This window comes from Neobacillus sp. PS2-9 (assembly GCF_030915525.1).
Taxonomy (GTDB): Bacteria; Bacillota; Bacilli; order Bacillales; family Cytobacillaceae; genus Neobacillus.
On the sequence record NZ_CP133269.1, the window covers coordinates 197,606 to 211,850 of the forward strand.

15 protein-coding genes are annotated in these 14,245 nt (G+C 43.3%); all 15 read left to right on the top strand.

Annotated features, from left to right (window positions below; translation table 11 throughout):
* Nucleotides 1-123: 123 nt before the first annotated feature.
* The gene (locus RCG25_RS26030) at nt 124-1,605 is read left to right on the top strand and encodes a C39 family peptidase (protein WP_374121023.1); all 1,482 of its coding nucleotides are present in this window, start codon (nt 124-126) and stop codon (nt 1,603-1,605) included.
* Between the two features lie 54 nt (nt 1,606-1,659).
* Nucleotides 1,660-2,106, top strand: a complete 447-nt coding sequence (locus RCG25_RS00950; protein WP_308081812.1) for a low molecular weight protein arginine phosphatase — start codon at nt 1,660-1,662, stop codon at nt 2,104-2,106.
* Between the two features lie 297 nt (nt 2,107-2,403).
* Complete coding sequence (gene rpiB / locus RCG25_RS00955) at nt 2,404-2,850, top strand: ribose 5-phosphate isomerase B (RefSeq protein ID WP_308081813.1); 447 nt, start codon at nt 2,404-2,406, stop codon at nt 2,848-2,850.
* A 93-nt stretch (nt 2,851-2,943) separates the two neighbouring features.
* On the top strand, nt 2,944-3,510 hold the full coding sequence (locus RCG25_RS00960; protein WP_308081814.1) for a TIGR01440 family protein: 567 nt from the start codon (nt 2,944-2,946) through the stop codon (nt 3,508-3,510).
* Between the two features lie 187 nt (nt 3,511-3,697).
* A complete protein-coding gene (gene glyA / locus RCG25_RS00965) occupies nt 3,698-4,939 on the top strand; it encodes a serine hydroxymethyltransferase (protein ID WP_308081815.1) in 1,242 nt (413 codons plus the stop codon).
* A 323-nt stretch (nt 4,940-5,262) separates the two neighbouring features.
* Nucleotides 5,263-5,892 carry a uracil phosphoribosyltransferase gene (gene upp, locus RCG25_RS00970; RefSeq protein ID WP_308081816.1) on the top strand — a complete coding sequence of 210 codons (630 nt, stop codon included), beginning with the start codon at nt 5,263-5,265 and terminating at the stop codon, nt 5,890-5,892.
* Nucleotides 5,893-6,256: 364 nt separating this feature from the next.
* Nucleotides 6,257-7,270, top strand: a complete 1,014-nt coding sequence (locus tag RCG25_RS00975; protein WP_308081817.1) for a nuclease-related domain-containing protein — start codon at nt 6,257-6,259, stop codon at nt 7,268-7,270.
* Nucleotides 7,270-9,492 carry a S8 family serine peptidase gene (locus RCG25_RS00980; protein ID WP_308081818.1) on the top strand — a complete coding sequence of 741 codons (2,223 nt, stop codon included), beginning with the start codon at nt 7,270-7,272 and terminating at the stop codon, nt 9,490-9,492. The genes RCG25_RS00975 and RCG25_RS00980 overlap by 1 nt, the downstream gene beginning before the upstream one ends.
* A gap of 356 nt (nt 9,493-9,848) precedes the next feature.
* Nucleotides 9,849-10,073 (top strand): AtpZ/AtpI family protein, encoded by a 225-nt coding sequence (locus RCG25_RS00985; protein WP_308081819.1) that lies wholly within the window; start codon nt 9,849-9,851, stop codon nt 10,071-10,073.
* Between the two features lie 2 nt (nt 10,074-10,075).
* On the top strand, nt 10,076-10,450 hold the full coding sequence (locus RCG25_RS00990; RefSeq protein WP_308081820.1) for an ATP synthase subunit I: 375 nt from the start codon (nt 10,076-10,078) through the stop codon (nt 10,448-10,450).
* Nucleotides 10,451-10,472: 22 nt separating this feature from the next.
* Nucleotides 10,473-11,186: a F0F1 ATP synthase subunit A gene (atpB, locus tag RCG25_RS00995; protein WP_308081821.1), complete on the top strand. Its 714-nt coding sequence runs from the start codon at nt 10,473-10,475 to the stop codon at nt 11,184-11,186.
* Nucleotides 11,187-11,258: 72 nt separating this feature from the next.
* Nucleotides 11,259-11,483, top strand: coding sequence for a F0F1 ATP synthase subunit C (atpE, locus tag RCG25_RS01000; RefSeq protein ID WP_308081822.1), 225 nt, complete (start codon nt 11,259-11,261; stop codon nt 11,481-11,483).
* A 115-nt stretch (nt 11,484-11,598) separates the two neighbouring features.
* Nucleotides 11,599-12,129: a F0F1 ATP synthase subunit B gene (locus RCG25_RS01005; protein ID WP_308081823.1), complete on the top strand. Its 531-nt coding sequence runs from the start codon at nt 11,599-11,601 to the stop codon at nt 12,127-12,129.
* Nucleotides 12,126-12,662, top strand: a complete 537-nt coding sequence (locus tag RCG25_RS01010; protein WP_308081824.1) for a F0F1 ATP synthase subunit delta — start codon at nt 12,126-12,128, stop codon at nt 12,660-12,662. Before RCG25_RS01005 ends, RCG25_RS01010 begins: the two co-directional genes overlap by 4 nt.
* 24 nt (nt 12,663-12,686) lie before the next feature.
* Nucleotides 12,687-14,195: a F0F1 ATP synthase subunit alpha gene (atpA, locus tag RCG25_RS01015; protein ID WP_308081825.1), complete on the top strand. Its 1,509-nt coding sequence runs from the start codon at nt 12,687-12,689 to the stop codon at nt 14,193-14,195.
* Nucleotides 14,196-14,245: the final 50 nt, after the last annotated feature.

A 14,245-nucleotide genomic window follows, 5' to 3' on the forward strand; every position in this document is an offset into this window, starting at 1 on the left:
TTACAAATGAGGTAACTCTTTCAAAATTGCGGCTCAATTATGGTAGAATAGAAGTTGGTAAATTTTTAACATACCAATCTACTAAATAAAGCAGATGAGACGTTTTTTGAGGAGGGGCACAGGTTGCAGCGGAAATTTTGGATGAATCTATGTATTTCATTGGGAGTTATCTCTCAAGCTATTTTTCCAAATCTAGCTTTTGCAGAAACAAGGATAAGTGCAAATGAACAGCAACAAATTCAACTGTTGGAAAAAATAACAGATCAGACGACGGTGATTAAAGGGATTACAATCCCAAATGCCACTGTTACAGTGAAAAATAAAGAAGTCCTCCTTGGTTCCATCCAAACGGATAGCGAGGGGAAGTTTGAGGTAGGTGTAGTAAAGCAGCCGGCAAACAGCCTCCTGACAATTAGTGTTGATGATGGGATTCATACATATGCAATGGAAATAACGGTAGCCACTACAGGTTGGGTTCAGGAAGCTGGTGTATGGTATTTCTTTGGTCCAAATGGTGAAAAGCAAACCGGTTGGATCAACGATAACGGTAGTCGCTATTATTTAAATTCAACGGGTGCCATGCAAACGGGTTGGTTATTGGAGAGTGACAAGTGGTACTTTCTAAAAAGTTCGGGCGTCATGGCCACCGGTTGGGCGTATGACAGTGGTAAATGGTATTTGCTTGCACAAAGCGGACAAATGCAGACAGGCTGGCAGTTTGACGCTGGATCTTGGTATTATTTGGCTGGCTCTGGTCAAATGGTAACCGGCTGGCTGAAGGACAATAACCGCTGGTATTATTTAGCGGGTAATGGTGCGATGAAAAAAGGCTGGGTCTATACTGGCGGCAAATGGTACTACCTTGGTTCAAGTGGGTCGATGGCGACTGGTTGGCTTTATGAGGGTGGAAAGTGGTACTATCTCAATACAGATGGTTCTATGAGAAAATCTAGCTGGCTTCAAAGTGGGAAAGACCGCTTCTATCTGGGAACAGGCGGTTCTGTCTCCTCAGTACTGCTCGATGTTCCTCTTGTAGCTCAAATGCCGGAACTTCCGCGCGGCTGTGAGGTCACGTCGCTGGCGATGATGTTGCTGGATGCGGGAAAAAGCGTGTCTAAAATGACGTTGGCGTCCCAGGTGCGAAAGGACCCGACACCTTATTCGAAAACAAATGGACAAGTATACTTCGGTAATCCGTATTCAGGGTTTGTTGGTGATATGTACACATTTAGCAAGCCGGGTCTCGCTGTTTATCACGGACCAATTGCTGATTTGGCGAATCAATATTTGCCAGATCGCGTCGTTGATTTGACCGGTTCCAATTTTGAAGAGATTTATAAGCATTTAAATAACGGGAAATCGGTGTGGGTCATCAATAATGTGTATTTTGATACTGTTCCATCACAGTATTGGCAAACGTGGAATACACCTACAGGAAAAGTATCCATTACCTATAAGGAACACAGCGTTCTTGTGACAGGCTATGACAGCCAATATATCTATTTCAATGACCCGTTATCTGTAACCAAAAACCGCAAGGCAACGATCAGCGCCTTCAAACGCGGCTGGGTACAAATGGGCAAACAAGCCATCACCTATCGGTAAGTAAGTTGGAAACTTGGTAAAATGTTTTATAATAGAGGAAAGGGGGCAGACACATTGCAGCATATTTTGTTTGTTTGTACGGGAAATACATGCAGAAGTCCTATGGCCGAAGCCATTTTGAAAAGCAAGAACCTCGATGGGATGGAAGTCAAATCGGCTGGCATATATGCGGCCACCGGCAATGAGGCATCCTCACATGCAAAAACGGTGCTAGGGAACAACGCCATACCGCATAACCACCAGTCGAGTTTGTTGACCACGGCAGAGGTGGAATGGGCTGATCTGATTTTGACGATGACCTCGTCACATAAGTATGCGATTCAGCAGCAATATCCGAATGCCATTATGAAGGTGTTTACTTTAAAAGAATTCACCGGAGAAAAGTATAATCACGATGTTGTCGACCCATACGGCGGAAGCCTGCCAATCTATGAAGAAACATTTCGTGAGCTCGACCAACTCATTGATAAAGCAATTGAAAAATTAGGCTATGTTAAATAACAACGTTGATTTTTACACCCTGTTGATTGGAGCGGAAGGCACGAAGACTCCTGTGGGAGTATGGTTCAGGGGAGACCCCGCAGGCGCATGCGTCGAGGAGGCTCGCCGAAACACCCACGAACCGCTCGTGCCTGGAGCGGAAATCAACAGGCAAGTTTAATATAGCAAAAATTAAAACCTTAGTTGTTCCAAAGGGCTCTCTTTTTTAAGAGAGCTTTATTTTGTTTTGCTTTATATTTCTGTAGCAGTATGTCAAAATTAATAGAAGAGATGGACTAAAATAGGGGGGCTTTTAAGATGAAAGTAGCATTAGCATCAGATCATGGCGGAGTCAATATTCGCAAGGAAATCGCCAACTTGCTTGAGGAATTAAAGATTGAATACGTTGATTTTGGCTGTGATTGCGAAACATCTGTCGACTACCCGGATTATGCCCTGCCTGTGGCAGAAAAGGTCGCAAGCGGTGAGTTTGACCGCGGCATTTTGATTTGCGGAACAGGTATTGGTATGAGCATTGCTGCAAACAAAGTAAAGGGCATCCGTTGTGCACTTGTACATGACACCTTCAGTGCAAAAGCGACACGAGCACATAATGATACAAACATGCTTGCCATGGGCGAACGCGTCATCGGGCCGGGACTTGCACGCGATATTGCTGAAATCTGGTTGACTGGTGAGTTTGAAGGCGGCCGTCACTCCAATCGAGTAGGCAAAATTACAGAATACGAAAATAAGCAGGCGTAAATAATAGGCTGTGCTTGAGTGGAGCGTAGTTTTGCGCTTAAAAGCAAGATGGCTTTAAAGACTTATACTTTCTAAAAAGAAAGGTCGGGTCCAATGATTCAGGAATGGGAAAAACAATTGGAAGCAATAGTTACAGAATTCAAGGAACAGGCTTCGTTTAAGTCGGGGCAGTTGTTGGTGATCGGCTGCAGCACAAGCGAAGTGATCGGGGAGAGAATCGGTACCTCTGGAACCCTTGAAGTAGCCGAAATGATTTTTCGTCAATTAAAAAAATTGCAGTCTGAAACAGGCATTCAATTTGCGTTCCAATGCTGTGAACACCTGAACAGGGCGTTGGTTGTAGAACGGTCCGTCGCCGAACAGCGCGGATTCGACGAGGTTTCCGTGGTTCCAGTCCGCAAAGCGGGCGGTGCGATGGCTACCTATGCGTTCGAGCAGCTTAATGATGCGGTGGTAGTGGAATTCGTGAAGGCGGATGCAGGAATGGACATTGGCCATACGCTGATTGGCATGCATATGAAACATGTGGCTGTGCCGGTGCGGGTAATGCAGAAACATGTCGGACATGCGTATGTAACGCTAGCAAAAACGAGGCCAAAGCTTATTGGTGGCGCTAGAGCAGTATACGAACGGACGAATGCAAACGAAAGCTGTTCATAATGGCTTCTGTTCAGGAGGTCCGGACAACAGGTCCTATTTACCGTCCGAGTAGGGGATTTTTTTAAAAATTTTGAGCAAGCGCTCAACTTTCCAGACTTTATTTTTTACATAGAGAAAAAACGTGTTAAAATAAATAAGGAATTTTCAAATTTTTTACGCTTGCATACATAAAAGGGGGAGAAATATCATGAAGCATTTGTCTCAAGCCGACGAACAGGTTTTTCAAGCGATCCAACAAGAATTAGGTCGTCAGCGGTCTAAAATCGAATTAATTGCCTCAGAAAACTTTGTAAGTGAAGCAGTCATGGAAGCACAAGGTTCCGTTCTAACCAATAAGTACGCAGAAGGCTACCCAGGCCGTCGCTATTATGGTGGCTGTGAGTATGTCGATGTTGTCGAAGATTTAGCACGTGAACGTGCGAAAGCGATCTTCGGAGCGGAATATGTAAACGTGCAGCCGCACTCTGGTGCACAGGCCAATATGGCGGTTTACTTCACCGTTCTTGAGCAGGGCGATACAGTGCTTGGCATGAATTTATCCCACGGCGGTCACTTAACACACGGCAGCCCAGTCAATTTCAGCGGTATTCAATATAACTTCGTGGAATATGGTGTTGATGAAGTGACACACCGCATCAATTACGAAGATGTTCGTGCAAAAGCACTTGAGCATAAGCCAAAGATGATTGTGGCGGGTGCAAGTGCTTATCCACGTGAAATCGATTTTGCAAAGTTCCGTGAGATTGCCGACGAAGTGGGCGCCTACCTCATGGTTGATATGGCTCACATAGCTGGTCTTGTTGCAGCAGGATTGCATCCAAACCCAGTGCCATACGCAGATTTTGTTACGACAACAACTCACAAAACATTGCGTGGTCCACGCGGCGGAATGATTCTTTGCAAAGAGGAATTTGGCAAGAAGATTGATAAGTCGATTTTCCCTGGCATTCAAGGCGGTCCGCTTATGCATGTAATTGCGGCGAAGGCTGTTGCTTTCGGTGAAGCACTGCAGGACAGCTTTAAAGAATACGCTGGCAACATCATTACCAATGCCAAGCGCTTAGCGGATAGCTTACAAAAAGAAGGCTTGAAGTTAGTGTCTGGCGGTACGGACAACCACTTGCTATTGGTGGATGTACAGTCGCTTAACTTAACTGGTAAGGTAGCTGAAAAAGTACTTGATGAAATCGGTATTACCGTTAATAAAAACACGATTCCATTTGATCCGCAAAGCCCATTCGTAACGAGCGGTATTCGCATCGGTACGGCAGCAGTAACGAGCCGAGGCTTTGGTCTAGAAGATATGGACGAAATTGCATCCATCATCGCCTTCACTTTGAAAAATCATGAAGATGAAGCGAAACTAGAAGAAGCACGCGGGCGCGTAGAAGCCTTAACAAGTAAATTTACACTCTATCCAGAATACTAAACATCACAGAATCGGCCTACAGTTAATTGGGGGCCGATTTTTTTTGACTTATTTAAAGGAAAATTGTTATAGGAGCGGAAGGCACGAAGACTCCTGTGGGAGTATGGTTCAGGGGAGACCCCGCAGGCGCTTGCGCCGAGGAGGCTCGCCGAAACACCCACGGAAAGCGAAGTGCCTGGAGCGGAAATTAACAAGCTAGTTATATTGTTTTTTCGAAAAATTCTTACTACTAAAAGTAACCGTTTTCCTATTTGCTCATTGCACTTTTTTTCTGTAAAATGAGACGGAGTATTTGATAAATTTTATAAAAAGGGGCGATTTTTTTGGCAAAGGTATACGTCTTCGACCATCCACTGATCCAACATAAGTTGACTTACATACGTGATAAAGACACAGGAACAAAGGAATTCCGAGAATTGGTTGATGAAGTGGCAACTTTAATGGCATTTGAAATCACAAGGGACATGCCGCTTGAAGATATCAATATTGAGACACCCGTGTGCCAAACAAAATCGAAGGTTCTTTCTGGGAAGAAAATTGGTTTAGTGCCAATCCTGCGTGCCGGAATCGGAATGGTTGACGGAATCTTAAAGTTAATCCCAGCGGCAAAGGTAGGTCACATTGGACTATACCGCGACCCAGAAACACTGAAGCCAGTTGAATATTATGCAAAGCTTCCAAGTGACGTAGAAGAACGGGACTTCATTGTCGTAGATCCAATGCTGGCAACAGGTGGTTCTGCTAATGAAGCGATTAACTCCTTGAAAAAGCGCGGCGCTAAAAATATCAAATTTATGTGTTTGATTGCTGCACCTGAAGGCGTGGAAGCAGTAAAAATGGAGCACCCGGACGTGGATATTTATATCGCAGCGTTAGACGAGAAATTAAATGACCATGGCTATATCGTACCAGGCCTTGGTGATGCCGGTGACCGTTTGTTTGGAACGAAATAAGGATATTTGGGGAAAAGTCGACGTTGTTCGGCTTTTTTTTATTTGTTTTTTCGGCGGAGAATTTGGTTATTGTTGGAAAAATATCCAATACACGCATAAAATGAGCCAATGTTGTATGAAAATGATCCAGTCTTTCGGAAAAATCAGCCAATCATAAGAAAAAATGAGCCAATCAACCCGAAAAATAAGCCAATCACAAAAATGACCACCCAATTTTCCAAGAAATTGTGTTTACAAACTCCGAATTCATCCTAAAAACCTACCTTAAGTCATCGTTCACAAAATCTACCTACAAAAAATAAAGGATTTTTAGGTTTTTCATTAGAAAAAGGTAACTGTTAAAAAATAAAAAGGAGGAAGATTCATGATTTTAAAGGAAAGACCTGTTCCGATCCAGCTTTTACAACGGGAGGCACTATTACGTAGATTGGACACCCGTTTTTACCGCTATAAGGAGATTGAAAAAGACTTAATTAATTGGAAAACGGGCTATGCGGGTGAAAAGAATACTGACTATTACCTATCCTATTTACCGGAGGAGGAGTTTGGTATAATAAATGACTTGCGTCTGAAAAACCAAAATACTTTCCAAATGGATACTATCCTGTTATCGCTTATGTTTGGATTAGTTCTTGAAATAAAGAACATTGTTGGGACGCTGTTTTTCGATCAACATACTCAAAGTGTAACAAGAATTTATAAGGATATTGAAGAAGGCATTACTAATCCTCTCATTCAAGCAAGGCGGCACCGGAATCAATTGCTTCATTGGATGATTAACCATAGGCTCCCACCAATCCCCCTAGAATACTTAGTTGTAATCAGTAGAAACTCCACCATTTTAAAAACAAATCCAGGTAATGAACATATTTTTAAAAATATTATTTATGCAGAGTGTTTAGAGGAGAAAATCAATCAGCTTGCTGCAAAATACCAAACTCCTGTTTTAAAAAGCAAATCCTATAATAAACTGACACAGCTTTTATTAGCAGAGCATATCCCCTCTTATCCCGAAATTCTCAAAATGTATGGTATTGGCCGGACGGAGATCGTCCCTGGGGTTCAATGTCCCACCTGCAAAAGAATACCGATGTTGAGAGTGTCGGCTACATGGTTTTGCCCGTCCTGTAAAGCCTATTCAAAAGACGCTCATTTTCCCGCAGTCAGAGATTATTTCCTTCTATTAAATGAAAAAATGACTTTAAAACAGTTTCAGGAATTTTTATTAATTGAAAAACGCGGAGTAGCTAAGGGGTTACTTCACACACTACATCTTCAGGTCTCTGGCAGCGGAAGAACCACTCAATACTATCTTCCTCCAGACTGCATACTTTCCCCGTTAAATGAAAACGATAGGAAAAAAGGGGATTTTCATTGATGAAATTCATACTTGTGTTGCTCCTTGCCTTTCAAACTCCAAGAATTCTTATTCATCCTCCTATTCCAAAACCTACAAATGAACAAAGCGTGGCGATTATCATTTTAGACCGGCCGCAGTCGGATCAGGAAATCGCACAACTCATCCGTCCGTACAGGGACATCAAGCTAAGACGAATTTTTAAAGAGGCAATAGACGGGTTTTCTGTTCAAGGTCCCGCCGAAACCATCGCCAAACTCACCAATCAACAACATATTATGAATGTCTCACAGGTGACCCAGTATCAGGTAGAAACCGAGGAAAGTGTCAAAATAATTGGCGGAGAAGAGGTTCGCAGCTATTTTGACGCAAAAGACGAACGCCTTACCGGAAAAGGGGTAACGGTTGGGGTCATTGATACGGGTGTCGATTATACTCATCCCGACTTGCAGCGTAACTATGCGGGCGGGCATGACCTCGTTGACAATGACCGCGATCCGATGGAAACCCTCGCTATCGGGAAAGCAACCATCCATGGCACCCATGTCGCGGGAATCATTGCGGCTAATGGAAAAATTAAAGGCGTGGCGCCGGAGGCGAAAATTGTGGCGTACCGGGCACTTGGGCCGGGAGGCGGCGGGACGACTGAACAGGTACTGGCGGCCATTGATCAGGCGATTAAAGACAAAGTTGATATTATGAATCTATCGCTCGGGAACGATATCAATGGACCGGACCTCCCAATTAGTATGGCCCTCAACCGCGCAGTGGACAAGGGAATAGTGGCAGTGGCCGCTTCCGGGAATTCTGGACCGAATGTGTGGACGGTTGGTTCACCGGGAACGGCGTCCAAAGCGATTTCGGTCGGAGCCTCCACACCCACGATGGAAATACCTTTATTATTAATAGAAGGAAGCCGGAATAAATATCGGATTCAGCCGATGGAGGGCTCAGCTAAATGGGCGCTAGACCGGTCAGTCGATCTGGTGGACGGCGGTATCGGCAGGAAAGAGGAATTAAGGAATGTTCAAGGAAAAATCGTCCTGATGAAGCGGGGGACACTGACCTTTACTGAGAAAGCAGAAAATGCCCGTGCAGCGGGAGCTAGAGCGGTGTTAATCTACAATAATATGAGCGGAAGCTTCATTGGGAATCTGGAATCTCCGCTGACCCTACCAGTGGGTTCACTATCGAAGGGTGACGGAGTTTTTTTACAAAAAGAAATAAAGAAACAACGTGTGGCGGCGAGAATCTCGGTGGTAGAGGAGCGGGACCGGCTGGCAGACTTTAGCTCGAGGGGGCCGGTGACGGGAACGTGGGAAATTAAGCCAGACATTGTTGCCCCGGGGGTAGCCATAAATTCGACGATTCCAGGCGGCTATTTGTCTTTGCAGGGAACGAGTATGGCGGCACCGCATGTGGCTGGGGCCTGTGCGTTAATTAAGCAGGCGCACCCGGACTGGACGCCGGTGCAAATTAAAGCAGCGTTGATGAACACGGCAAAACCGCTTGTGAAGTTGGAGCCCGAAAAGATGAGTTCTACTGCTGATGAGAGTCTAGGGTTTTACCGCACGTACGAACAGGGTGCCGGCCGGATTCAAGTAGATGAAGCGATCAAGGCGACCTCGCTTGTTTCGCCGAGCAGTATGAGGTTTGGGAAATATAGTGACGATCATGATGTTCATCAGGCCACTTTGCATGTGGAAAATAGGAGTTCAGAAACGCAGCGGTATTCCTTTTCGATTCCGCAGAGGATGGAGGGGCTGAACTGGAGGTTCCCGTTATCGTTCACGCTTGGGCCAAAGGAGTCGAAAGAGGTGACGGTTGAGTTAACGGTCGACCCTAAAGTGTTTTTACGAAAAGTCCATGACGGTTATATTCAAATGCAGGCGGGTTCATCGACGATTCACATTCCGTATTTGTATGTACTAGAGGAGCCGGGATATCCACGTGTGATGGGCTTTGATTTTGGTGAAAGCGATCATCGTGGACAGTATCGGTATGAGGTGTATTTGCCTGGCGGAGCAGAGGAGTTTGGAATTGCCTTGTTTAACCCGGAGGATTACCGGTTTGTTGGTTTTTTGGATACGAAGACAAACGTGAAAAAAGGGTTAATCCGGAAAGTGATTCCGGTTGAGCAGCTGCCGGAAGCTGGGACGTACCTCGTGAAGGTGTTTGCTAAAAAGGCTGGGAAGGAAGATTTTATCGAGCGGATGATCGTCATCGAGAGGGAAAAAGAGTAAAATATGCGAGTGAATGGGCAAGTCAAAATCCGAACGGCTTGTCCACCCCATGAATCACGGATATCCGCCTCCTGTGACAATGTTCACAAAATAGACACAAAATGGTCAAAAAAAGTTTAAAAAATCCACTACAATAATAGAGTAAATTAAAATTTGATGAGAGAAAAATCTTGGGAAATTGTTTGTGGGATAATTCACTAAATTCATTGACTTTAAAAGATGCCTATTGTATGCTAACAAAGGGTGTAAAATGATAGGGTTTTCATCGGATTAATAGACTATTATCCACGGTGTTTCCCGCCTATTTGCATACTATTATCCGGTTCACATTCTCTTATAGTGAGGATGCGATAAGCATGCGAAAAAACAACCGCAATCCATTACAAGCTATGGCTTTAATGTCCGCGATCGTCTCCCAGTTAGTCGGTTCCATTCTAATAGGTATTTTCTCAGGCAGATGGCTGGATCGGCATTGGGGTACCGAACCAATTTTCTTAATAGTTGGACTGCTTTTAGGACTTGCAGCAGGCACCTATTCCATGCTTCTTTCAATCCGTCATTTCTATTCAGGAGATAAATAACTATGCCAGATTTCAGAATCATGTACAACAGACAGCGGAAATGGATTTTTTACTTGTTGTCCATTTATGTTCTCGGCTGGGGATTTACATCATACCAAACAATCTTCTTAGGGTTGATTCTTGGGACATGCTTTGGTTTCTTAAATCTTTGGTTATTAGTTAGAAAAACCGAAGACTTTGATAAAAAGGTATCACAGGGCAAAAAAGTCCGCTCACTTGGGTCGCTTTCCAGGATGGCAGTAGGTGGAATAGCGGCATTAATTGCATTGAGATATCCAGAGTATTTCAATGTGATGGGTTTAGTAATAGGATTGATGACATCCTATATTGTCATTATGATAGATTATTTTTATCATGCATTGCATGTACATAAATGAAGCGGAAACGAGGTGAGTTTACATGGAACACGGAACTCCGGATTTTAAGTTTATGGGGCTTTGGTTTAACGGGGCCAATATTCTAATGATTACGGTTGCAAGTGCGATTGTTTTCCTTATTGCAGTCCTTGCTACCCGCAAACTTGCGATGAAACCAACTGGCGTACAAAATTTCTTTGAGTGGATTTTGGACTTCGTTAAAGGAATTATCAACAGTACAATGGATTGGAAGACAGGTGGTCGATTCCACATTCTTGGGATTACACTATTGATGTATATCTTTGTATCAAATATGTTAGGTCTTCCGTTTGCAATCGTAGTTGGCGAAAACCTTTGGTGGAAATCACCGACAGCTGACCCAACGATTACGTTAACGTTAGCGGTTATGGTTGTTGCGTTATCGCACTTCTATGGTGTAAAGCTAAAAGGTGTAAAAGGATATGCAGAAGGCTTCTTCAGCCCAATGAAATTTCTTTTCCCATTAAAGATTATTGAGGAATTCGCGAATACGCTAACTCTTGGTTTGCGTTTATACGGTAACATCTTTGCTGGTGAATTGCTTCTTTCCCTATTAGCAGCTGGACTAGCGCATCAAGGGATTGCTGGAACTATTGCAGCAGTACCATTAACACTAGTATGGCAAGGTTTCTCTATTTTCGTAGGTTCAATTCAAGCGTACATTTTCACAATGTTAACAATGGTTTATATGGCTCATAAAGTGAGTCACGACCATTAATATAAACCGTTCATTACTCATGAACAAAATAATAAACTATACTTTTTTATACATTTAAGGAGGAAAAACGAAATGACAGGTTCAATTGGTATTTTAGCAGCAGCGATTGCAATTGGTTTATCAGCTATTGGCGCAGGTATTGGTAACGGTCTTATCGTAGGACGTACTGTAGAAGGTGTTGCTCGTCAACCTGAATTACGTGGTACACTACAAACTACAATGTTCATCGGGGTTGCGTTAGTTGAAGCATTACCGATCATCGGTGTAGTTATCGCGTTCATGGTTTTAAATAAGTAATTATCATTAAAACTCCAGATGGCGAAGATACATACATCCTTCGCCATTCATTTATGTCTAGTTAAATTGTTGTTACTTTCATCGTTTAGCGACTCTTGAAAGGAGTGAACCCAGGGTGTTAACAAGCAATTTTGTATTGGCTACTGCTGCTGAAGGCGGTTCCCATATTAATTTTGGAGATATCTTCTTCCAATTACTAATGTTTATTATTTTATTAGCATTGCTTAAAAAGTTCGCATGGGGTCCGTTAATGGGCATCATGAAGGAACGTGAAGCACACATTGTTAATGAAATTAATGCGGCTGAAAATAGTCGTTTAGAAGCGAAAAAACTTTTAGAAGAGCAAAGAAATCTTTTAAAAGAAGCACGTACGGAAGCACAGAACTTAATGGAAAACGCTAGAAAACAAGGCGATATCCAGCGAGAAGAGATCGTAGTTGCAGCACGTACGGAAGCAGAGCGTCTTAAAGAAGCTGCTAAGCTTGAAATTGAGCAGCAAAAAGAAAAAGCAGTTGCAGCTATTCGCGAACAAGTTGCTTCCCTGTCTGTATTAATTGCTTCTAAAGTAATTGAGAAAGAATTAACTGCAGCAGATCAAGAACAACTTATTAGCGAATATATCAAAGAGGCAGGAGAAGAGCGATGAGCAATTCTATGGTAGCAAAACGCTACGCGTCAGCTCTTTTTCAAATTGCAAAAGAACAGCAGATTCTAAGTACAGTAGAAGAAGAACTTCGTGTAGTAAAAGAAGTTTTACAATACAATGCTGATTTGAAAGCTGTCCTAAAATCATCAAAACTAACGATTGATAAGAAAAAAGAGGTTATAAAAGCCGCTTTTGTATCTATCAATTCCTATGTACTAAATACATTGTTAATTTTGATTGATCGTCACCGCGAAGATGAAATCGTCGAAGTGGTAGACCAGTTTATTGAGCTGTCAAATAATGAAATGGGAATTGCTGAGGCAGAAGTATTCAGCATTCGTCCGCTAACAGATGCTGAACGCGCGGCTATTTCTACTACATTTGCAGCAAAAATAGGCAAGAAATCATTAAGAATTGAAAATATCGTAGATTCCGAATTGCTTGGTGGCGTAAAGCTCCGCATCGGAAACCGTATATATGACGGAAGCTTGCGCGGCAAGTTAAACCGTTTAGAACGTAAATTGTTAAGCTAAGATTCGTAGATAGGGGTGAAACTCATGAGCATCAAAGCTGAAGAAATCAGTGCCCTGATTAAAAAGCAGATTGAAAACTATCAGGCAGAAATTCAAGTGAGTGATGTTGGTACAGTTATCTCCGTAGGTGACGGTATCGCTCGTGTTCATGGCCTCGACAATGTCATGGCTGGAGAACTTGTTGAATTTTCAAATGGCGTTATGGGTATGGCACAAAACCTAGAAGAAAATAACGTCGGTATTATTATCCTTGGACCTTTCACAGAGATCAAGGAAGGCGGAGAAGTTCGCCGTACAGGACGCATCATGGAGGTTCCAGTTGGTGAGCAGCTAATTGGACGTGTTGTTAACTCTTTAGGACAACCAATTGATGGTATGGGTCCAATCAATGCGACAAAAACTCGCCCTGTTGAAGCAGTAGCTTCAGGCGTTATGGCTCGTAAATCCGTTCATGAACCATTACAAACAGGTATCAAAGCGATTGACGCGTTAGTTCCAATCGGTCGTGGTCAACGTGAGTTAATCATCGGTGATCGTCAAACAGGTAAAACATCTGTTGCGATTGATACAATCTTGAACCAAAGAACCGAAAACATGATCTGTATCTATGTTGCAATCGGTCAAAAAGAATCAACAGTACGTAATGCGGTTGAAACGCTTCGTAAGAACGGTGCATTAGATTACACAATCGTTGTATCTGCATCTGCTTCACAACCAGCTCCAATGCTATTCTTAGCTCCATATGCTGGTGTTGCGATGGCGGAAGAGTTCATGTACTCTGGCAAACACGTTTTAATCGTATATGATGATCTTTCTAAACAAGCGGCTGCATACCGTGAGCTTTCCCTATTACTTCGTCGTCCTCCAGGTCGTGAAGCATATCCAGGGGATGTATTCTACTTGCACTCCCGTTTATTAGAGCGTGCTGCGAAATTGAACGACACATTAGGTGCAGGTTCAATCACAGCATTACCATTTATCGAAACACAAGCAGGTGACGTTTCTGCTTATATCCCAACAAACGTTATCTCCATCACTGATGGACAAATTTTCTTACAGTCTGACCTATTCTTCTCTGGCGTACGTCCAGCGATCAACGCAGGTCTTTCCGTATCCCGTGTAGGTGGTTCTGCACAAATCAAGGCGATGAAAAAGGTTGCAGGTACACTGCGTCTTGACCTTGCTTCATACCGTGAACTTGAAGCATTTGCTCAGTTCGGTTCTGACCTTGATAAAGCGACACAAGCGAAGCTTGCTCGTGGTGCACGTACCGTTGAGGTATTAAAACAAGATCTTAACAGACCGCTTTCAGTTGAAAAGCAAGTGGCAATCCTATATGCGTTAACACGCGGATTCCTTGATGATATCCCTGTTCAAGATATTCGTCGTTTTGAATCAGAAATGTTAAATTGGTTAGATCACAACCGCAAAGAAGTGTTAGACCATATTACGAAGACGAAGGATCTTCCTTCTGATGACGATTTCGCTTCTGCTATCAACGACTTTAAAAAGACGTTTGCAGTTTCCGAGTAATATTGGGGGCGCCTAAGGGCGCTCTTAGCTAAACATTCTTTGAATGAGGG